Source organism: Halobellus limi, assembly GCF_004799685.1.
Taxonomy (GTDB): domain Archaea; phylum Halobacteriota; class Halobacteria; order Halobacteriales; family Haloferacaceae; genus Haloquadratum; species Haloquadratum limi.
On the sequence record NZ_CP031311.1, the window covers coordinates 783,186 to 804,535 of the forward strand.

The 21,350-nt window shown below is 66.1% G+C and carries 17 protein-coding genes and 1 tRNA gene; 11 read left to right on the top strand and 7 right to left on the bottom strand.

The features are described from left to right. Positions 1 to 129: 129 nt before the first annotated feature. The gene (locus DV707_RS04055; RefSeq protein ID WP_103990492.1) at positions 130 to 1,752 is read left to right on the top strand and encodes a GTPBP1 family GTP-binding protein; all 1,623 of its coding nucleotides are present in this window, start codon (positions 130 to 132) and stop codon (positions 1,750 to 1,752) included. Between the two features lie 131 nt (positions 1,753 to 1,883). After that, positions 1,884 to 3,194 carry a M48 family metallopeptidase gene (locus DV707_RS04060; RefSeq protein ID WP_103990491.1) on the top strand — a complete coding sequence of 437 codons (1,311 nt, stop codon included), beginning with the start codon at positions 1,884 to 1,886 and terminating at the stop codon, positions 3,192 to 3,194. Between the two features lie 8 nt (positions 3,195 to 3,202). On the opposite strand, the gene DV707_RS04065 is transcribed toward DV707_RS04060, so the two are convergent. Next, positions 3,203 to 3,718 (bottom strand): hypothetical protein, encoded by a 516-nt coding sequence (locus DV707_RS04065; RefSeq protein ID WP_103990490.1) that lies wholly within the window; start codon positions 3,716 to 3,718, stop codon positions 3,203 to 3,205. A 13-nt stretch (positions 3,719 to 3,731) separates the two neighbouring features. Then, on the bottom strand, positions 3,732 to 4,676 hold the full coding sequence (gene mch, locus DV707_RS04070) for a methenyltetrahydromethanopterin cyclohydrolase (RefSeq protein WP_103990489.1): 945 nt from the start codon (positions 4,674 to 4,676) through the stop codon (positions 3,732 to 3,734). A gap of 123 nt (positions 4,677 to 4,799) precedes the next feature. On the opposite strand from mch, the gene DV707_RS04075 reads away from it, so the two are divergent. From DV707_RS04075 to DV707_RS04110, 8 genes are all read left to right on the top strand, one after another. Beyond that, positions 4,800 to 5,090 (top strand): UPF0175 family protein, encoded by a 291-nt coding sequence (locus DV707_RS04075; RefSeq protein WP_103990488.1) that lies wholly within the window; start codon positions 4,800 to 4,802, stop codon positions 5,088 to 5,090. After that, entirely contained in the window at positions 5,091 to 5,603 is a 513-nt protein-coding gene (locus DV707_RS04080; RefSeq protein ID WP_103990487.1) for a DUF3368 domain-containing protein, read from the top strand. A gap of 324 nt (positions 5,604 to 5,927) precedes the next feature. Next, positions 5,928 to 6,131: a type II toxin-antitoxin system HicB family antitoxin gene (locus DV707_RS04085; protein ID WP_103990486.1), complete on the top strand. Its 204-nt coding sequence runs from the start codon at positions 5,928 to 5,930 to the stop codon at positions 6,129 to 6,131. Continuing rightward, positions 6,128 to 6,379, top strand: a complete 252-nt coding sequence (locus DV707_RS04090; RefSeq protein ID WP_103990485.1) for a type II toxin-antitoxin system HicA family toxin — start codon at positions 6,128 to 6,130, stop codon at positions 6,377 to 6,379. The genes DV707_RS04085 and DV707_RS04090 overlap by 4 nt, the downstream gene beginning before the upstream one ends. Before the next feature lie 460 nt (positions 6,380 to 6,839). Then, on the top strand, positions 6,840 to 9,266 hold the full coding sequence (locus DV707_RS04095; RefSeq protein WP_103990484.1) for a DUF7827 domain-containing protein: 2,427 nt from the start codon (positions 6,840 to 6,842) through the stop codon (positions 9,264 to 9,266). 284 nt (positions 9,267 to 9,550) lie between these two features. After that, positions 9,551 to 12,391, top strand: a complete 2,841-nt coding sequence (locus DV707_RS04100) for a DUF7827 domain-containing protein (protein ID WP_103990483.1) — start codon at positions 9,551 to 9,553, stop codon at positions 12,389 to 12,391. 509 nt (positions 12,392 to 12,900) lie between these two features. Beyond that, positions 12,901 to 15,717 (top strand): BGTF surface domain-containing protein, encoded by a 2,817-nt coding sequence (locus DV707_RS04105; RefSeq protein WP_103990482.1) that lies wholly within the window; start codon positions 12,901 to 12,903, stop codon positions 15,715 to 15,717. Between the two features lie 61 nt (positions 15,718 to 15,778). Further along, positions 15,779 to 16,204, top strand: a complete 426-nt coding sequence (locus DV707_RS04110; protein ID WP_103990481.1) for a dCTP deaminase/dUTPase family protein — start codon at positions 15,779 to 15,781, stop codon at positions 16,202 to 16,204. Between the two features lie 121 nt (positions 16,205 to 16,325). On the opposite strand, the gene DV707_RS04115 is transcribed toward DV707_RS04110, so the two are convergent. From DV707_RS04115 to DV707_RS04125, 4 genes are all read right to left on the bottom strand, one after another. Further along, positions 16,326 to 16,664, bottom strand: a complete 339-nt coding sequence (locus DV707_RS04115; protein WP_103990480.1) for a 2Fe-2S iron-sulfur cluster-binding protein — start codon at positions 16,662 to 16,664, stop codon at positions 16,326 to 16,328. Then, positions 16,661 to 18,073, bottom strand: a complete 1,413-nt coding sequence (locus DV707_RS04120) for a selenium-binding protein SBP56-related protein (RefSeq protein ID WP_103990479.1) — start codon at positions 18,071 to 18,073, stop codon at positions 16,661 to 16,663. The genes DV707_RS04115 and DV707_RS04120 overlap by 4 nt, the downstream gene beginning before the upstream one ends. Positions 18,074 to 18,194: 121 nt before the next feature. After that, positions 18,195 to 18,349 (bottom strand) — tRNA-Met (locus DV707_RS18370). Between the two features lie 110 nt (positions 18,350 to 18,459). After that, positions 18,460 to 19,137 (bottom strand): TVP38/TMEM64 family protein, encoded by a 678-nt coding sequence (locus tag DV707_RS04125; protein ID WP_103991228.1) that lies wholly within the window; start codon positions 19,135 to 19,137, stop codon positions 18,460 to 18,462. Positions 19,138 to 19,497: 360 nt separating this feature from the next. Between DV707_RS04125 and DV707_RS04130 the strand changes: the two genes are divergently transcribed. Beyond that, the gene (locus tag DV707_RS04130; protein WP_103991227.1) at positions 19,498 to 19,824 is read left to right on the top strand and encodes a DUF5830 family protein; all 327 of its coding nucleotides are present in this window, start codon (positions 19,498 to 19,500) and stop codon (positions 19,822 to 19,824) included. 19 nt (positions 19,825 to 19,843) lie between these two features. On the opposite strand, the gene DV707_RS04135 is transcribed toward DV707_RS04130, so the two are convergent. After that, positions 19,844 to 21,286, bottom strand: a complete 1,443-nt coding sequence (locus DV707_RS04135) for a DUF7115 domain-containing protein (protein ID WP_136361793.1) — start codon at positions 21,284 to 21,286, stop codon at positions 19,844 to 19,846. Positions 21,287 to 21,350: the final 64 nt, after the last annotated feature.

The following is a 21,350-nucleotide window of genomic DNA, read 5'->3' on the forward strand; positions in this document are numbered from 1 at the left end:
GTGACCCGCCGGGGACGAGGAGTGACCCGCGCGTTCGCGGCCAGCTACGCCCGACCTCGGGAGAACTACTGTGACACGGGAACTCACACCACGAAAAGGGTTTTATCAGGCGATTCCCTATCCGCGGCTATGAGCGCTGACCGGGCCGTACTGGAATCGGCCCTCGAGCGCGGCGAGCAGGAGGGCGGCAGCGTCGAATTCAAAGAGCGGCTCTCGCGGGAGCTCCACCTCGCCGACGGTCGGCTCGAGAGCCTCGCGGCGCAACTGCGCCACCGCGTGCTCTCCGGCGACGGCACGGCGACGTACGTCGTCGGCGTCACCGACGACGGCGGCATCGCCGGCATCACGCCCGACGCGTTCTCCGAGTCGATGGACGTGCTCTCGATCCTGGCCGAGGAGGCGGGCGCCCACATCGACGACGTCGAGACGTGGGGCGTCGGCGACGACGGCGACCGGGGACTCGTCGGCGTCGCGACGGTCGCGGAGGGGGCCGTCCTCGACGTCGACGACGACCACATCGTCGTCGGGACCGCGGGCCACGTCGACCACGGCAAGTCGACGCTCGTCGGCTCGCTCGTCACCGGGACCGCCGACGACGGTCAGGGCCAGACCCGCGGGTTCCTCGACGTCCAGCCCCACGAGGTCGAGCGCGGGCTCTCGGCGGACCTCTCCTACGCCGTCTACGGGTTCACCGAGGACGGCCCGGTCCACCTGGACAACCCGCACCGGAAGTCCGATCGCGCGCGCGTGGTCGAGGAGTCCGACCGGCTGGTCTCCTTCGTCGACACGGTGGGCCACGAGCCCTGGCTGCGGACGACGATCCGGGGGCTGGTCGGGCAGCGACTCGACTACGGCCTCCTGGTGGTCGCCGCCGACGACGGGCCGACGAAGACGACCCGGGAGCACCTCGGCATCCTGCTCGCGATGGAGCTCCCGACGGTCGTCGCGATCACGAAGGCCGACGTCGTCGACGCGGATCGGCTCGCGGAGGTCGAACGGGAGGTCGAACGGCTGCTCCGGGACGTCGGGCGGACGCCGCTCCGGGTCGACAGACACGGCGTCGACGTCGCCGTCGAGGAGTTGAGCGACTCGGTCGTCCCGATCCTGGGAACCAGCGCGGTCACGATGGACGGCCTCGACGACCTCGATGCGATGTTCGAACGGCTCCCCAAAACGGCCCGGGACGCCGGCGACGACTTCCGGATGTACGTCGACCGGACGTACTCGGTGACGGGCGTCGGCGCGGTCGCGTCCGGGACGGTGAACGCCGGGAGCGTCGAGGCCGGCGACGAACTGCAGATCGGGCCGATGCCCGACGGCTCCTACCGCGAGGTCGAGGTGCGCTCGATCGAGATGCACCACCACCGCGTCGACCGGGCGAAGGCCGGGCGCATCGTCGGCATCGCGCTCAAGGGCGTCCGCGAGGAGGAGATCGAGCGCGGGATGGCGCTGCTCCCCGCCGACGCCGACCCGCCGGCGGTCCGCTCGTTCGAGGCCGAGGTGATGGTGCTGAACCACCCAACCAGGATCCGCGAGGGGTACGAGCCCGTCGTCCACCTCGAAACCGTCAGCGAGGCGGTCGTGTTCCGACCCGAGGGCGGGCAGTTGCTCCCGGGCGACACCGGGACGGCGACGGTCGAGTTCAAGTTCCGGCCGTACCTCGTCGAGGAGGGCCAGCGGTTCGTCTTCCGCGAGGGCCAATCGAAGGGCGTCGGGACGGTGCTGGACGTCGCCGACGACGGCGACCGGTAGCCGGCAGCGGCGCGTCGTCGCGGACGACGTCGGTGCCGTCGTCGCAGACGATCACCGAGAGCCCCGCCACGAGCGGCGGCCGACGAACCGTCCCGCGACGTTGAAGTCCCACGAGACCCGATTCGGAGGCAATGGTCGCAACTGCCGCGCTCGCGCTCGCCGGACTCCTCCTCGGCATCCAACTGCTGGAGACGGCGCTCGATTACCTGAACCTCCAGTACGGCGCCGACGCCGTCCGCGACGCCGACGAGTGGGTCCGGAACGCGCTCGACGTCGACGACCCCGAGGAGATGCTGGCGTATCAGCGCTCGAAGACGATCCTCTCTCGATCTCAGTCCTGGCTCGGCGTCGCCGCCGTCGTCGCCGTCGTCGTGTCGGGAGCGTACGGCGACGTCGCGACCGCGCTGTCGGAAACCGGACTGCCGAGCGCCGCCCAGGGCGTCTCCCTCCTGGCCGGCGCGGTCGTCGCGGGACGGCTCCTCTCCGCGCCGTTCGACGCCTACGAGACGTTCGTCGTCGAGGAGCGCTTCGGGTTCAACAACCAGACCGCAGGGCTGTGGCTCCGGGATCTCCTGATCGGGACGGTCCTCGCGCTCGTCCTCGGCGGGCTCGTCGGCGGCGCGATCCTCTTGGCCGTCGAGGCGCTGCCCGCGGTCTGGCCGGTCGTCGGCTGGGCGCTCGTCGTCGGCTTCTCCCTGCTTATGATGATCGTGTACCCGCGCGTGATCGCGCCGCTGTTCAACGACTTCGAGCCGATCGGGGCCGGCGACCTTCGGGATGCCGTCGAGGACGTCTTCGAGCGCGCGGGGTTCGAGTGCGAGCAGGTCTACGAGATGGACGCCAGTCGGCGCTCCTCGCACTCGAACGCCTACTTCGTCGGCTTCGGGCGAGCCAAGCGCGTCGTGCTGTTCGACACGCTCGTCGAGCAGATGGACCGAGAGGCGATTCAGGCGGTGCTCGCGCACGAACTCGCCCACTGGAAGAAGTCCCACATCTGGAAGCAGCTGGCGGCCTCCGCGGTGCAGATGGCCGTCGTCTTCGCGTTCCTGTGGTGGGTGACGACCTCCCAGTGGGTGTACGCCGCGTTCGGCCTGCCCGCGGAGACGTACGCCGCGCTGGGAATCGGGCTGCTGTACGCCGCGCCCGTCCTCACGCTCACCGCGCCGCTGACGAACCGGCTGTCGCTGGCTCACGAACGCGAGGCCGACGACTTCGCCGCGGCGACGATGGGCGAGGCGGCGTCAATGACGCGCGCCTTAGAGACGCTCGCGGGCGAGAACCTCAGCAACCCGTTCCCGCACCCGGCCTACGCCGCGTTCCACCTGACGCATCCGCCGATCCCCGAACGGATCCGTCGGCTCCGAGAGCAGTACGGCGAGGACGGCGGAAGCGAGGGCGTCGCGGGCGACGAGGGCGGGCCGGACGTCCCGCCGGCCGCGTAGGCGGGATCCTACGCTCGGCGTCGCGGGCTGCCGCTTCGTTCAACGCGGACGTATCCCTCGTCGCGCTCGGCGGCGAGGTCGAGGAGGACGGCCCACTCTACGATCCGCTCGACGCGCTCGCGCCACACGTCGCGCCAGTCGCCGGCCGCGCGGTGGGTCTCCCAGACGGGGACGCGATCCTCGAACTCCGCGAAGACGTCGTCGACCGTCCGTGACTCGTCGGTTTCGAGGCTGTCCAGTACCTCTCTCGCGCCGTAGATCCGGCGCTCGAAGGCCGACCGGAGGTGTTCGGGCGTCGGCTCTGTCGGCTCGCGGACGAACCCCGAGGGCGTCTCCGAGACCAGTTCGAGCGCGCGCAGGAACGTGAGCCACGTCCGCGCGACGTCGCGGCTGGGGAAGTCGAGCCGCCGCAGCAGGCGGGCAGTGCAGTCGTCCTCGCTCGCCGGCACGAGCGGAACCGCACGCCGGGCGTCGGCGACGACGTCGAGCGACTCCGGCGGCTCCGGGAGGAGTTTGAATCGCACGGTCTCCCCTCGCTCACGACCGGTAGCCGAACGACTCGGCGAGAATCTCCTCGTCGGTCTCGCCCAGCACGTGCGTCGGGCCGTCGACGACGTCTATCGTCACCGACGCGGGCGCGAAGATGGTCTCGGGCACTTCGTAGAAGTCCCAGCCGGCGTCGTCGAAGATGTCCTCGAACGGCGTCCCGTACTCCTCGCGCGCGCTCGAGGGCACGCGATCGAACTCCTCGAAGTCCTCGGCGACGGTGAGGTGGACCTCGCCGCCGTAGGCGACGGCGTCGTTCGTGCGGGCCATCGCGACGCTCTCGTCGTAGCTGACCGGGGCGATGGGGGCGGAGCCGAACGCCGACTGGACGTCGCGGACGTCGTACCCGAGTTCGAAGAGGCGGAAGACCGCGAGTTCGGCCGCGCGGGCGGCCGCGGTGACGCTCCCGACGGTCGAACCCGTGGCGTAGGCGGGGAGGAAGACCCCCGAGGGTTCGACGCCGGCCTGCTCGGCGACGTGCTCGGCGATCCGATCGCCCGGGAGGTCGATGCTCTCGACGGAGAGGACCGTGAGGTCGAACTCGTCGAAGTACTCCAGTTCGTGGAACTCGTCCTCCTCGGCGACGAGCGCGCGGGCCGGCCCGGCACCGAGGCCGTCGTACGGCGGGTCCTCGAAGGTGAGCTCCCAGCCGGCCTTCTGCGAGCAGAGCAGCGAGAGCGCGGGGTTGTCGGTCTGGAGTTCGACGTGCGGGGTCGGCGCGCCCCGGATTTCGTCCATCCGGGTCTGGACCGTCGAGAGCCCGGCGGTCTGGACCTCGGCCAGCAGCATCCCGGCCTCGATACCGCCCGGCGCGTCGACGCCGAAGTCGAGGACGGTCGCCCCCGACTCCAGTTCGTGCGGCACGACGCGGAGTTCCTCCGCGAAGTCGATGGCCTCGTCGATCAGTTCGATGGCCATCCGGTTGATCGAATCCATACGCAGGGGTTACTCGTCGTCCGGTAAAGACGTTGGCAGTCGGTCGGGATCGGCTCCTGCCCTCGTTTCTCCACGCCGCATTCGGTCGAAGCGTTTGTATACTTCGCATACAATGTATGCAATATGGGAACCGTTTCGGCACGCGTGCCCGACGACGTCGAGTCCGAGCTCGAGGCGTACCTCGACGCCGAGAAGCTCGATCGGAGTACGGCGATTCGGAAACTCCTCTCCGAGGGGCTCGAACAGTGGCGTCGCGAACAGGCGCTCGAACGGCTCGACGCGGGAGACGTCTCTTTCAATAGGGCTGCGGAGATCGCGGGGCTGTCCGTCTGGGACTTCGCGCAGTTGGTCGAGGAGCGCGACGTCACGTGGGTCGCCGAGGAGCACCTCGACGACGACCTCGAGGCGCTGTGAATGTGGGTCTTCGACGCCACGCCGCTCATCTACCTCGGGAAGACCGATTCACTCGACCTTCTCCGAAACCTCGACGAGCCGTGCGTGATCCCCGAGCGGGTCTACGCGGAGGTCGTGGAAGCGGGCGTCGAGCAGGGCCATCCCGACGCTCGACGCGTCGAACGCGCCGTTTCGGACGGCGTGTTCCGAGTGGTCGCGGTCGAAGAATCGGGGATGCTAACACGACTGCGGGAGAATCCGAACCTCAGCGAGGCGGACGCGGCAGTTCTCGCCTGCGCCGACGCACGCGACGGGACCGCAGTGATGGACGAGGCCTACGGTCGCGACGTCGCGGGAGTCGAGAACATCACGACTCGGGGCACGGCGTATCTCCTCTTACTTTTGGTGTCTCGGGACCGGATCACGGTCGAGACGGCACGGACCGTCGTCGACGCGATGGTCGAGGCGGGCTGGTACTGCGCGCCCGACGTCTACGCGAAGATTCTGCGGAAACTGGAGTCGTTCGAGGAGTGATAGCGGCCGCTGCTTAGACCCGTGATAGCGGCTACCGCAACCGTCGAGAGTTCGTCACCGATTCGAACGCAGACTGACGGGGTTAGACGTCTCCTCGCACCAGCCGATCGACGAACTGCTCTCGTTTCCTCCCCTTTGCTCGTCGGAGCCGGCGTCGTGTGCCGATTCGATCCGCGCGCTGTACGCATCGATGATTGATTCCTCGCCGACGAGCGGAGCAGCGTCCCGGAGCGCGGCGTACGCGACGTGGGTGGGCGGCGCCTCAATGTCGTGGTGGGTTGAAGCGACAGAACGCTTATCCCGAATTGTCGTCTACATTCGCGTATGAGTATGGGCCGTGAGATCCGCCTGATCGAGGAGGACGAGGGCGGCTGGTCAGCCATCGACGAGGGGGTCGGCGTCGCCAGCCAGGGCGAGACGCGCGAGGAAGCGCTCGCGAACCTCGATGAGGCGGTCGCGCTGACGAAAGAAGCACGCGAGACCGACACGGACGCGCCGGTTGCGGACGCTCCCTGGTTCGAGGGATGAGCGGCCCACCACGAGACTTCTCGGGTCAGGAGATCGTCAGCGTTCTGACCTCCTTCAACTATCGCAAGGATCGACAGCGGGGGAGTCACGCAGTTTTGAAATACACGAACCCCGACACTGGAGAAGTCCGAACCGTGACTGTCCCACTACACGACCGCGTGAAAATCGGGACATTGCATTCGATTGCGGATCAATGCGGTGCGAATGACTTCGACGCGTGGTGTCGTTGGATCGATGCGAATCGCTGAGATATTACGCCTTCTGCGGTTCACGGCGTGCGTACAGACGCACGAAGCGATGAGAAACGGTACTCAATCGCACGTCCCGTTCGACGGGAGTTCCGCTGGACGACAACCAGAGTCCGACACGTGATCCGTCGGACCGGTTGATCCGTCAAACAACCCGACATCGCCGGCGAGTGCGAACAATTTAGGCACCGATTACACGCCGAAAAATGTTGTCCGATCGATCACCGAAAGGTGTGTGAACTGTTCTCACAGAATTCCGGGGTCTGGAGCGCTCTCGCGTCCGCTCAGCGTCAGACGACTACACAAAGTATTTACCGGACGTGGTACTTGGTTGTCCCGTACCCCTACCCATGGTGGCACCAGCGAGTACTGCGGACCACGTCCGGACGCCCGGACGCACGCATCGGCGTTTCGGTGCGCGCAAAGCTGTTGTCGCCGATTGTGGTCAACACAACAAACTATGACAGGAAATACAACCAAGACCCGCGCAGTGATTCTCGCGGCGCTTATGGTCTTCAGCGTCTTCGCTGGGACCGTGGCGTTCACGGGGAGTGCTGCTGCTGGAACACCGACATACACTGGGAATGCTGTCCACTATGTAAATGAAAGTGGCAGCGGCACCCCTGTAGTTGAAGTACCGTTCGAAGGTGGAACCATCGACGTGACCACTGTAAGTAACTCCAGCTTTACGCTGCTGGACGATGGAGACAACGCCAGCGCCTACGTTGAAAACTACGAAGTCCGCGATGGTGCTGTCTACATCGAGGTGAACCAAACTATCGCCTCTAACGATTTAGAGGTAGATATTAGTGACACCGTCCAGTCTACCAGCAACGACCCTGTGAGTAACCCTGGAGAAAAGTCCATCATCTTCGCAGGTCAAACGCTGGAGTTCGATGAATCCGCACCTACTCCGAGTTCACCGGCTAACTCGAGTGCATATCAGGGCTCGGTAGTTGCGATTGAGACGAATGCGACGAACACCGATGTGACTGTTGAAGGTGAGGACAACAACTACTTCAGCGAAGGAAGTACTGGTACCAACAGTACAGTCTTCACTTTTGACACTAGTGACCGCGAAATCGGCGAATACAGAGTCTTCGTTGCGGGTAGCGACGACAGCAACAATCGGACGTTCATTAACGTCCGCGACCTGCAGCTTGACGTTGAGGTCGACGATCTGAACGTCACCAACGAAGACACGATCGAAGGAACTGTCTCCGCTGTTGCGGGTGGTCGAAACGTTGATATCGATCTCCTCGACAGCAGTGGAGATAGCGTGAATACGACGAACGTTAACCTGAACGGACAGGGAGAATACGACTTCGAGTTCAACACTCAGACCGCAGACGATGGTTCCGTCCTCGAGACGGGAACCTACACGGTCGAAGTGACTGACACCACCTCCGGTGTCGCAACTGAATCCTCCGATATCGAGGTCTCAGAGGCGGCTGACGAGGACGTTGACTTCGCGTCTAACGTTATCTCGAACCAGCGTGGTGACTTCCTCGAGGCTACGGTCGAACTGACTTCGACTGATACAGCGACGCTCTCGTTCGGTTCACAAAGCGACGGCGTCGTTGCGAACGCCACTGTTGAGGATGACGACGGTGACGGTCAGGTGACCGTCTACCTCAACACGTACAATATGCAGAACGGCAACGACGTCTACAGCCTAGACAGTGACAGCGACGACGTCATCCTCGATCAGAATAACCCCACGAAGACGTCTGATCTGATCGACGCGGGGGACTACGACTTCGAGGTCCAGGCCGGTGACCAGGGCGTCGGAACCGGCGTGACGAGCTCCGACGACGTCGCCACGGTGACGCTCGAAGAGCGCAGTACGGACGCCCTCCGGATGTGGACGGGTAGCTCCGACGAGATCGGCAGCGTCTCCGATCTCGAAGACGTCAACGAAGCGCTTGATGAGGGTCAGATCACCCAGTCCTCGGAAGTGGCTGTCGGTGATCTCGCGGTTCACCAGCTCGAAGCCTCCGGCTTCGAAGGTGCACTCGACGCTCGTGACAACGAACTGGTCACGCAAGAGTTCGTGAATCTTAACCGGACTGGTCCGATCAACCTGACGATCGAAGAGGCCGATCCGGGTGCGAACCAGGCTCCGTCCGAACTCGCACTTGACTCCACGAACAACCTGACCGTGATCGCCGATGGTGAGAACGACACCTACTTCATCATCGTCGACACGGGAGAGGCCCAGTTCAAGGGTGGAGAAGACCTCCCGGCTGACGACGACACGGCGCTGGAGACGAACTTCACCGTCATCAACCGCGACGCTGGGTACGACTTCACGCCTGAAGGCGAGTTCGACTCCGACGAGAACGAGGAGACCATCCTCGAGTGGGGCGCCAACGAGCCGGACGTCACTGTCAGCCAGCCGTACAACGTCTCGCAGGCTAGTGGCCAGTCCATCAGCGGTACGACCAACATCGCTCCGGGCACGGAACTGAATCTCCGCGTCCGTAGTCAGAGCGGGACGAGCCCGAGCTTCCTGAAGACGGCCTCGCCGGTCGTCGAGTCGGACGGCACGTGGAGTGCCGAGTTCGACTTCAGTGAACAGAACGTCGGCGACGAGTACGACATCGTCGTTAACGCCAACATCCTCGCGAGCGCAACCGAGGAAGAAGGCACAGTCGTCGAGGCTGTCGAAACCGACACCGCGACGCCTGAGCCGGACACGGACACGCCTGAGCCGGACACGGACACGCCTGAGCCGGACACGGACACGCCTGAGCCGGACACGGACACGCCTGAGCCGGACACGGAGACCTCCGAACCGACGGAGACCTCCACGCCCGGCTTCGGTGTCGTCGTCGCGCTGACGGCACTGCTCGCCGCAGCCCTGCTCGCGACTCGTCGCGACTAAGGCTCTGAACTACCGGATCTAATCCGGCTTTCGACTTCCCATTTCTTTCGACGCTACGTCGGTTAGCGACAGCTTTGATACGAGTGTCTCTTCGTTCAGTTGCCCGTGATTCTGCTGCGTTTCGCCGGAGTGATTTTCGTCTCTGAGAATCGGGAAGGAATCTATTTAGGGCTCGTCTGATCCTCTTTTCGTACCCCAGTCTGTGAGACGGTTGTGCCACGCTCTCGGTCGGTAAAGGGGGAGAGGGAGTCGGCGACGCCGTGCTCACTCGTGAAACTAACTTTATGACAACAGAGACAAACAAGATCCGCGCGGTGTTCCTCGCGGCGCTTATGGTTCTCAGCGTCTTCGCTGGGACCGTGGCGTTCTCGGGGAGCGTTGCAGCGGCGGAAAGCGCAGACGGTGGAAGCGTCTCGAACGAGACGGTGTACGAACAGACTACCAACACGCACACGGTACAGCTCAACGCGACGCTGAATACGACTGCGACGAACAACCCGTCGAACGCGAACTACACGGTGACTTTCCCGGATTCGCCGGACTTCGACCTCTCCGCGGAGGATAACTCCACGGTCCAGATCCACGGGACGGGAAGCGGTAACGTCGACGTCTCGAACACCTACTGGGACTCGGCCAACAACAACTTCACCGTCGAACTCGCTCGAACGGGTGCAGACGGTTCACCGCACGAACAGGACGTCAACCTCTCGTTCCGGCTTCGGAGCGTCGTCGCTCCGGAAGTGAGCAGCACCACGAGCGGACAAGCGTCGTTCGCACTGGATACGAACGCTGACAATACGGACGAGTACTCGACGAACATCCAGCAGTTGACCGTCGAAGCGACGCCCGAGGGGGCACCCGAACTCGAAAGCGCCGTCCACTACGACGACACCATCGACGGTGGAGTCGGCGTCGAGCTGGCGTTCAGCGAGGCGGTCGACGTCGCCGCTGACGACATCACCCTCTACGAGGGCGACTCGGAGGTCGACGCCTACACCGTCGAGGACACCGGCGTCACGGGACGCGTCTTCGTCACTACGGACGGGGAGCTCCTGACCGGCGATCTCAAGGTCGGATTGTCGAGCGACATCGCGGACGTCGACGGTGACACGCTCGTCGACACCGGCAACAATTCCGTCACGTTCGCACCCGTAACCGTGGCCGAGACAGACGACAAGAGTGCCTACAAGGGAGGAAACGTCGCGATAATCGGCGATCAGACGAACGACGATGTCGAGATCGAAGGTCCCGGAAGTTACTATTTCGAGGGCTCGACCGACACGAACAGCGAGGTACTCGTATTTAACACGACGAACCGTGACTTCGGTCAGTACAACGTCAGCATCGACGGCAGCAATATTGACAGTACTCAGGTCACGGTTCGTGACCTCGGGTTCGGTGTCACCATTGACGACGTGAATGTCACCACCGACGACACCATTGAAGTGGATCTCAGCGCTAACGCCGGAAATCGCGACGTCGAAGTCGATCTCCTCGACAGCAACGGTGACAGCGTCAACTCGACCCAAGTCACGACCGACGGTCAGGGAGAGGCGATCGTGGAATTCAACACCGCAACCGCTGACGGTGGCGATGCACTCGATACTGGTGACTACACGGTCGAAGCGACCGACCTGTTCTCCGGTGTGAGTACTGCGTCCCCGACGATTACTGTGAGCCAAGCCGCTGATACGGACGTCAACTTCGCGGAGAACGTAATCGTCAATCAGCGCGGTGACTTCCTCGAAGCCACCATCGAGATGACTCAGACCTCCGAGGCGACGCTTTCGTTCGGTTCGGAGAGTGACGGCGTCGTCGCGAACGCGACGGTTGACGACGCGGACGGCGACGACCAGGTGACCGTACTTCTCAACACATACAACTTCAAGACCGGTGGTAACATCTACAGCTTACCGGATGACAGCGACGATGAACTCCTCGATCAGAACCTACACACACCTGCTCTCGATGACCTGATCGACGCAGGCGACTACGACTTCGAGGTCCAGGCCGGCGACCAGGGCGTCGGAACCGGCGTAACGAGTTCCGACGACGTCGCTACGGTGACACTCGAAGAGCGAAGCACGGACGCCCTCCGGATGTGGACGGGGAGCTCCGACGAGATCGGGAGCGTCTCCGATCTCGAAGACGTCAACGAAGCGCTCGATGAGGGTCAGATCACCCAGTCCTCGGAAGTGGCTGTCGGTGATCTCGCGGTCCATCAGCTCGAAGCCTCTGGCTTCGAGGGTGCACTCGACGCACGCGAAAACGAGGACGTCACGAGTCAATTCCTGACACTCAACCAGTCTGGCCCGATCAACCTGACGATTGAAGAGGCCAGCCCCGGTGCGAACCAGCAGTCTCAGGAACTCGCTCTCAACTCCACGAACAACCTGACCGTGATCGCAGACGGTGTGAACGACACTTACTACATCGTCGTTGACACTGGCGAAGCCCAGTTCAAGGGTGGAGAAGACCTCCCGACGGACGAGGACACGGCACTGGAGACGAACTTCACCGTCATCAACGATGACGCTGGATTCGACTTCACGTCGTCTGACCTCGACTCCGACGAGAACGAGGAGACCATCCTCGAGTGGGACGCCAACGAGCCGGACGTCACTGTCAGCCAGCCGTACAACGTCTCGCAGGCTAGTGGCCAATCCATCGGCGGCACGACCAACATCGCTCCGGGCACGGAACTGAATCTCCGCGTCCGTAGTCAGAGCGGGACGAGCCCGAGCTTCCTGAAGACGGCCTCGCCGGTCGTCGAGTCGGACGGCACGTGGAGCGCCGAGTTCGACTTCAGTGAACAGAACGTCGGCGACGAGTACGACATCGTCGTCAACGCCAACATCCTCGCGAGCGCAACCGAGGAAGAAGGCACAGTCGTCGAGGCCGTCGAGACGCCGACGGCGACGCCTGAACCCGAGACCGACACCTCCCAGACGGAGACGGACACGTCTTCCCCGGGGACGGACACGCCTGAACCGGATACGGCGACGCCCGAACCGGCTGCGGGGACCTCCGAACCGACGGAGACCTCCACGCCCGGCTTCGGTGTCGTCGTCGCGCTGACGGCGCTTTTGGCCGCGGCCCTGCTCGCGACCCGCCGCGAACGCTAACGCGTTCGCGAGCGCCCGTCTCCGACGAGGACGCCGTGAGAACTAACTGAGTTCTCACGAGCCCTCGTCTTCGACGAGGACGCCGCGACTAAACCGCTGAACCACCGGATCGAATCCGGCCGTTCGACTTCCTTTTCTTTCGGACGCGACGATCGAGAGCGGCAGCGCCGCGTACGTGTTGTTCGCTGTCTCGCCCGAACCCGACCCGTCGGCGGTACTCGTTTCGACTGTTTGCCGTCGTCGCTCAAATCGAGAGCCGACGGCCCGCCTCCCGGTATCGGCCGTTATACACCGACTAAACGGTCGGTAAGAACGTGTTAGTCTGCGAGTAGTTGTATGGCAACCCCTAATAGAGGCAGGTGGTCGTCCCAGTACCCCTACCCGGAGGCGGCGGCCGGCCGTCCGAGAGATCCGATCGGCCCAGCGGGACGCGGAACCCACGTCGGGGGCGACGCCGGTCGGCGCAGTCGGACGGGCGGCGCGCCGCCATCGCGACCATTCACACAACTATGACAGACCACACGAACCAGCGCCGCGCGGTGTTCCTCGCGGCGGTTATGATCTGCAGCGTCTTCGCCGGGGTCACGGCGTTCGCCGGGAGTACGGCGGCGGATCTGCACGGCACAGACAACCCGGTGACGGTCGAGAACCCCGACACCGGCGCAACGACGACGCACACGCTGAACGTCTCCGCGAGCGACGGCACCTGGCCGGCGCCGATGGACACCGACAGGATCAAAATCGACTACAGCGTCGGCTCGCAGGCGGCCGACGTGAGCGGCGTCGGCGCCGGCGACGTCACAGTCGTCATCGACGAGGCCGACGGCAGCACGACGGACGTTGACGTCGACAGCGTCGCTAGCTCCAACGGCGGCGAGACGCTGACCATCGAGCTGTCGAGCGTCGAGGACGTCGGCGACGGCGACGACGTGAGCGTGCGGCTCGACGGCGTCACGAACCCGCCGAACGCGGGCACCTACAACGTGAACTTCCGGGTCTCCGACGGCGGGAGCGGAGCCCAGATCGCCGAGCTCTCCTATTCGATCGGCGACCAGTCGGAGGCGCCGCCGCAGCTCACGAAGGCCGTTCACTACGACGACACGGGTGACGAGGGAGTCGGCGTCGAACTCGCGTTCAGCGAGGCGGTCGACATCGCCGCCGACGACGTCACCCTCTACGAGGACGACAGCGAGGTCGACTCCTACACCGTCGAAGACACCGGCGTCACGGGACGCGTCTTCGTCACCACGGACGGCGAGCTCCTGACCGGCGATCTGGAGGTCGAACTGTCCGACGACGTCGCGGACCTCGACGGCAACACGCTCGTCGACACCGGACGCAACGACGTCACGTTCGCGCCGGTGACGGTGAAGACGAACGACGACCGGGGCGCCTACCGAGGGAGCACCGTCGCCATCGTCAGCGACAGCGGGACCGACGTCGGTATCCAGATCGAGGGTCCGGACCAGTACTTTTTCGACGGCTCGACGGACACGAACAGCGAGGTGTTCGTCTTCGATACGGAGGGGCGGGACCTCGGCGAGTACAACTTCGGCATCGCGGGCAGCGACAACGAGGACACCCGGCTCGATCTGCGTGACCTCGGGCTGGCGGTGACCGTCGACGACGCCACCGTCACGAACGCGGAGGCCATCGAGGGGACCGTCGAGGCCCGAAGCGCCGATCGACCGCTCACGGTCGAACTGCTCGACGGCGGCGGCGACACGGTCGACGGATCGGAGACGGCCGCGACGCTCAACGGCCAGGGCGAGTACGACTTCGCGTTCGACCTCTCCCCGTCCGGACTCGACGTGGACCCGGGGACGTACACGGTCCGGGTGACCGACGACTACTCCGGCGTCGAGGCCGACTCCTCGGACGTCACCGTCCGGGCGGCGAGCGAGGAGGACGCGCAGTTCGCGAGCGGCACAGTCACCGACCAGCGCGGTGACGTCGTCGCGATCACGGTCGACATAGAACGCACCGATCAGGCGACGGTGACCGTCGGTACCGAAGAGCAGGGTCTCGTCTCGACGGCGACCGTCGAGGACGGGAACGACGACGGGACGGTCACGCTGTATCTCGACACGTCGATCGGCGCGCTCGCGCAGTCGGAGGGATCCTCCAGCACCGGTGGGTACGGGATCTACACGGTCGCCGCTGACGACGACGAGGTCGTCGCGGCCGGTCTCTCGTCCAACGTCGACGACCTGATCGACGCCGGGACCTACGACCTCGAAGTGACGCCGGGACGGGACGCTTCGGCGGACTCGACCGACATCGCCTCGCTCGTCCTCGAAGAGCGCGGGACGACCGCGTTCGACACGTGGACGGCTCCGGGGTCGCTCTCGGTCTCCGACCTCGAAGACGTGACGACGGCGATCGAGAACGACGAACTCACGCGGGCCTCCGAGGTCGCCCGTGGCGACAAGGTCGTCCATCGTCTCCAGGCGTCCGGCTTCGAGGGCGTCCTCGGCGCACAGGGTGACGAGGACGTCACGGCCGCGTTCTTCGACAACGCCGGCTCTGGAACCGGTATCTACGACCTGACCGTCGAACAGTCGCAGGCCGGCGCGAATCAGGATCCGTTCGAGGTCGCGCTCGGTCCCGACAACACGACCGTCGTCGCCGACGGTGACGGCGACACCTACTACGTCGTCGTCGACACGAGCGCAGTCACGACGACTCGCTCGGACGGCGAACTCCCCGCCGACGAATCGCTGACGGCGGAGTTCACCGTCTACGACGACGACTCGACTGACTTCCTCCCCGACGACGTCGACGAGAATCAGACGACCTCCGTCGACTACGACGTCGTCGAACCCGAGATCACGGTGAGCGAACCCCACGACGTCGCCCCCGCCGGCGGACAGACGATCACCGGCACGACGACGTACGCGCCGGGGACGGAACTGCGCGTCCGCGTCCGGAGCGCGGGCGAGACCAGTCCGAGCTTCCTGAAGACGGCGGCGCCCACGGTGGGGCCGGACCGGCGGTGGAGCGCGACGCTCGACTTCGCAGAGCAGAATGTCGGCGACACCTACGAGATCGTCGTCGAAGGCGACGACGCGGAGACGACCGAGGACGGCGAGGTCGTCGAGGCCGTCGAGACCCCGGCCGAGACGCCGGGTCCGGATACGGACACGCCGGATTCGACCGCGACGGACACGGCGACGGCCGAACCCGACACCACCACCGCGGCTTCCGAACCGGGGACGACCGAACCCGCGACGGAGACGTCGACCGCCACGCCCGGCTTCGGCGTCGTCGTCGCGCTGACGGCGCTTTTGGCCGCGGCCCTGCTCGCGGCGCGCCGAGAACGCTAACGCGTTCGCGAGCGCCGTCTCCGACACCGACGCTTTTGCCGCACGGGCCCTACTGTGAGGTATGACAGATCTCGCCGACGCGGTCGAGGGAATCGTCCACGAACCGACGCAGGTCCGGGAGGGCGGCGTCGATCTCACTGTGAGCGAAATATACGAGATCCACGGGGCGGGACGGATCGATTTCGGTGGCGACGAACTCCGGGATGCGGATCTCGTTCCCCACAGCCGGATCTGGCGCGACGAGGGCGACGACTACCAGTGGTGGCACCTCGAATCGGGGACGTACCTGTTGGAGTACAACGAGTCGCTGTCGGGCGTATCGCCCGCCGACGAGGTGGGGCTCCAGCCGCGGACGGAGGTCCTCGAACGCGGCGCGTCCCACCCGTCGCTCCGGGTCGAGACGCTCCCCCGCGTCCCGCTGACGGTCGGCGGCGCGGGCGTTCGCCTGAAGGAGAACGCGCGGGTGTCGACGTTGCTCACGCGGTGAGTTCGCACTCCTCCGGGCCAGTTCCGGGGGCGAACCCCGGTCCGGCCGTGCCGCCGTAGACACCGGCGGCCCCGCGGTACAGACGGCCGATGCGAGACGACGGCGATACCTCGTGTCCGGGCTACTTCCACGGTGTGCCGACGACCTCGGCCTGGATGCCGTGACCGACGCGGAGCCGACAGTCCGTCTCCGGCGTGGCGATACAGGGAAGGACGTATCCCGCGTCGAGCGCCCGGTCTTTCAGCGCTCGCGGCGGCTCCAAGTGCGTCATCTCGCCCTCGAGCAGTTCGGCGGTGCAGGTCCCACAGGCTCCGTACAGACACCCGTAGGGGAGGGAGACGTCGGCTGCCTCGGCGGCGTCGACCACGGTCTCGTCGCCACCGACGCGAATCCTCTCGTGTCGGCCGTCCGCCCAGCGGAGTTCGACGGTGTGCGTCGCGCGTCGGCGACGCCCGTTCACTGCCAGACGTCGCTGGTGCAGTCGCCACCGGGCCAGCGGATCTCGTGGGCGCGCGCCGGGCCGCCGGGCGCGTCACCGAAGTCGACGAGGAACTCCTCGTCCAGCTCCATTCGCCCCTCGTCGGGGTAGACGTCCGCCTTCAGCATCAGCGATCCATCCTCGGCGATGTCGGGGAAGAACTGGTTGTCCCACGAGGAGAAGAGCGACGTCGTCCAGTAGAGCCGCCGGCCGTCGCGGGAGAGCTGCAGCATCTGCGGTGCGCCGCGGATCTCGGTGTTCTTCACCTCCTGTCGGTCGCCGAACAGCCCGCCGGCCCACACCCGGTCGACCAGCCGGGGATTCGCCGAGTCGCTCACGTCGTACATCCGCACGTCGCCGTGGAGCCAGTTCGAGAAGAAGAGGAACTGGTCGTCGAGCGACAGGAGGATGTCGGTGATCAGCGGCGGAACGGGCATGTCCCAGTCTTCGTGTTCGCGGGGTTCCTCGTCGATGACGACGTCCCAGTCCCACGTGCCGTCGTCCTCCTCGTAGAAGCGGATGATGTTCGAGGACAGCGCGGCGCCGACGTAGCCCTGCGTCTCCTCGGGGTTGTGGCTCATCCGGACTTCCAGCGGGATCCGACCGCGTTCGCCGAACTCCAGGGTCTGGACGTGCTCGCGGTCCTCCCAGGCCCAGACGTGGATGCTGTCTCCGTACTTGCCTTCTTCGACGTCTTCGAGGTCGAAGCCCGGATAGTAGGTGTTCGGCGCGGCCCACTCGCTGGAGATCAGGACGTCGTGACGCGGCTGATACCAGTAGTCGTAGTTCATCTCCATCTCGCCGCGATCGGCCTCCCAGTGGCCCTCGATGCTGAAGTCCTCCTGATCGAGCTGCAGGAAGCCGCCGGGGAGTTCGCCCTCGGCGTCGCCGAGCATACTGACGACGACCTTGCCGCCGGGGACGCAGTGGACGGTGTGGGGAGCCGAGAGGTCGTGGGCGAACACCTCCTCGGGTTCGATGACCTTCACCATCTCGGGGTCGCGCGGGTCCTCCGCGTCGATGACGTGGATGCGCGAGGAGCGCTGTCCGGGAACGACGAGGTACTGGCGAGTCAGTCCCTCGGCGTGGCAGGACGACGAGCAGGCGTTCCAGCCGAAGTGGTGGAGTTCGTCGCCCCTGTTCGGCATCTCGACGGTGTCGATGAGTTCGCTGTACGTGTCGGATTCCGGGTCGAGGTCGACGACGCCGACGAAGTCCGGGCCGTCCTCCTCCATCCCTACTCGGGGGGCCATCACGTACGCCGTCTGCTCCCGTCCGCCCTCGGTTCGCATCGCGGCGGGCGTCGGATAGCCCGGTCCCTCGACTTCGTAGTGTTCCTGGTGTCCTCGGCTACTGTGCTCCGAATGGGGGGAAGGGTCGTCGGTGCTCATCCTCGCTTCGAAGTTTCACCTCAATGAATTAATATTATATTTAATATTTGTGTCGTTTTAGGTTCGTATAGAAGGTCTCAGAGAACGCTCTCGCCATCGAGAGAAACGACGAACCGATGAGTGCCCGGGGTGGGCTCCGAACCCACGATCTCCGCATATCCCAGGTCCGAGGCTCGGCGGGCCCCGTGGGGAGCGGCGGAGGCTTCCAAGGCGTACCGCACCGAATCTCAGGAAACCCTATGAGTGCGGCGCTATGTCCAGCTAAGCCACCCGGGCTCGTCTCACCGTTGGCCGATGACGTTCTTAAACCTTCGCAAGTCCGACGACGGCGGGGCCGTCGACCCCCACCGACCGAGGGGTTCGGTCCCACACCGTCGACGGCCGACTCACGAACCGCCGTCGGGGGCGTCCCCCGCGTCGGCACCTCCGGACCGGTCGAGATACCACCCGTACGCGGTCGGCCCGAGCACCAGCGCGGCCGCGATCCCCGCGGCCGCGACGAGGCGGAGATCCGCCGCTCCCGCGACGTCGCCGGCGGCGAGCGTCTCGGCGGAGGCTCCCGCGAGCACGCCGGCGAGCACCCACGGGATCTCGCCGATAGCCGTCCCCACGAGGAACGTCGAGAGCCGGACGCCGGCGACGCCCGCGGCGACGCTCACGACGTCGGAGGGCGCGGGAACCAGGCGGCTGGCGACGACGCTTCGGATCCCGCCGGCGCGGTCGACGAACGCCTCGCCCGCGTCTGCGAGTCCGCCGCCGCGGCCGAAGCGTCGCGCCAGGAGGAACGGCGGGGCGCTCGTGAGCGCGACGAGCGCGAGCGCCAGCGGGAACCCCGCCGGGCCGAGTCCGTAGCCCAGAAGCACCGCCAGGAGCGTCGTCGGCCACGCCAGCAGCGGTCTGATCGCGGCGAGGACGACCGACGCCGCGACGAGTCGAATCGGATCGGACACGAGCCACGCCGCGCGCGAGAGCACCGCGTCGGGCGAGACGAGGAGCGCGCCGGCGACGACGAGAGCGATCGCGGCGCCGGCGACGACGCGAGCCCGCAGGCGTGACCGATCCATCGTGTCGTCTCCGCCTCGCTCTCGGGCGGGCATAACAGTTGTTTTGTCGCTGTGGCGCGGACACCCGGTCGGATCGTGGCCGACGACGAACAGCCGGACCTCTCGGAGTTCGAAGGCGGTGACGCCGAGAGCGACGCGGACGGCGAGGCCGGGCCGGGACCGGAATCGAGCGGCGAAACCGGGGTCGACCCGAATCCCGAAACCGAACCGGAACCGAACGCCGAAACTGGGAGCGATCCGAACGCCGAAACCGCGCTCGACCCGAACGCCGACACAGACGTTTCCGACGTTCCGAGCGCCGAGGCCGCGCGTCCCGTCTCGGAACTCGACCGCAGCGAGCGCGTCGAACTCGGCGTCGACCTGCTGGCGCACATAGAGCGGGAGTCGCTGTCGCTGTCGGAGGCGGTCGACCGCATCGAGTCGGTGACGACGAACCCCGCGTTGACACGGGAGATCCTCGACACCGCGGAGCTTCGCGGCGTCATCGAGCGCGAGGAGGGGCGACTCCGGACGCGACGCGGCGGCACCTTCGTCCGGTTCGAACGCCAGGTCGTCGAACGCGAGGGCGACTACGAGTGCCGCCGCTGCGGGGCCGGCCTCTCGACGGGACACTTCGTCAGATTCGAGTCCGGCGAACTCGGCCCGTTCGGGCCCTCCTGCGTGCGGAAGGTCCTCGGACGGGAGTGAGGGGCCGCCTCCGACGCGCTCACCGACCGCGGCGGAGCTCTTCTATGAGCTGTTCGACCAGTTCGCGCTGCGCCTGCAGCTCCGCGTTCTGGCGCTCGACCGTCTCGCGGAGGTCCGCGAGTTCGTCGAGGATCCGCTCGTCGGCCGCGGGCGCCGCCGACTCGAACCCGGATCCCGCGAAACCGGCGTTCGCTCGCTTTTGTGCCGGAGTCTCCTCCGGCCCCGACCGCTCCCCGCCCGTCCCGGCCTCTTCCGCACTCGCTCGCGAGCGTTCGTCGTGGGTCGTCTCCTCGGGGGACCCACGAGCCTGGTCGGCCGCGGCGGGCCCGGTCGCCTCGGGGGCCGGCGTCGTCCGATCCTCCTCGGCCGCTCGTGGGGCGCCCGACTGCGACGACGCGGCGTCGCCGGAATCGGTCCTCGTGCCGTCGGCGCCCGCTCCGCTGATCGGCTCGTTCTTCCGCTGCGGCTCGCCCTCCGATGCCGCTCTCGGCCCGTCTCCAGGTGTCGGTTCCGACCCGTTTCTCGACGCGGGTTCGGACTCCGTTCTCGACGTCTCCTCCGGGCCACTCCCCCTCGTCTGTCCCTCCGAGAGCGGGTCGGCCTCGGCCTCCGCGTCCGTCGGTCGCTCGACCTGCCGGGCGACGGCGTCGGGTGTTCCGGCCGTCGATTCGGCTTCGCTCTCGCCTCCGTCGTCCGAACGCGTCGCGTTCTCCGGCAGCTCCTCGGGCTCGGCGGGGTCGGCGATCAGCGGGTCGGGGCCGTCGCCGAAGGAGACGTCCCGTCCCTGCGCGTCGTCGGCCGCCTCCTCCGGCTCGTCCTCGTCGGGCTCGGCGGCGGCGCGGAGTTCCTCGACCGAATTGACCTCCCAGTGGGAGAGAAGCGAGGTCTCCAGGGCGGCGCGGACCGCCCGGGCCTCGTCGTTCGGGGCCTTGAACCGTTCCTGTCGGCCGTTCACCGTCAGGACGACGGAGGTGGCGACGCTGCCGTCCTCGAAGTCGAGGTCGCTCACGTCGTCGTAGTGGTAGGTCTCGCAGTCCTCGTCCCACAGGTTCGCGCCGATGTGGCGCACGACGCGCTCGCCCGCGATCGCGATGGTGAGTTCGCTGAACCGGAAGAGCCGCTCCATCGGTTCGTCGGCCTCGAGGACGCCGTTGGCCTTGAGCACGCCCTCGACGATCGGCTGCAGTGCGCGTTCGAGTCGCTTCGCCGGCAGCGAGATCGTCTTCTCGCCGTCGAGGCCGTAATCGAGCGTCACCTTCGCCTTGCGGCGGCCCTCCGAGACCGTGATCCGCTCGGCCTCGTGGGGGTACTCCTCGACGGACTCGTCGGAGAGCAGCCCCTCGGCGCGATAGAGCAGGGTCCGCGTCGGCGTCACGTACAGTTCGTCCTCGCCGCCGAGGTCGACTCGCGCGACCACGTCCTCGTCGGCGAGGTCGGCCTGGACGATCTCCGGTTGGCTCATAGATCCGTTCTCCGCCCGTTCGATCATAAATCCGTGGGTATTGTTCGTGCCCGTCGGCGGTGAA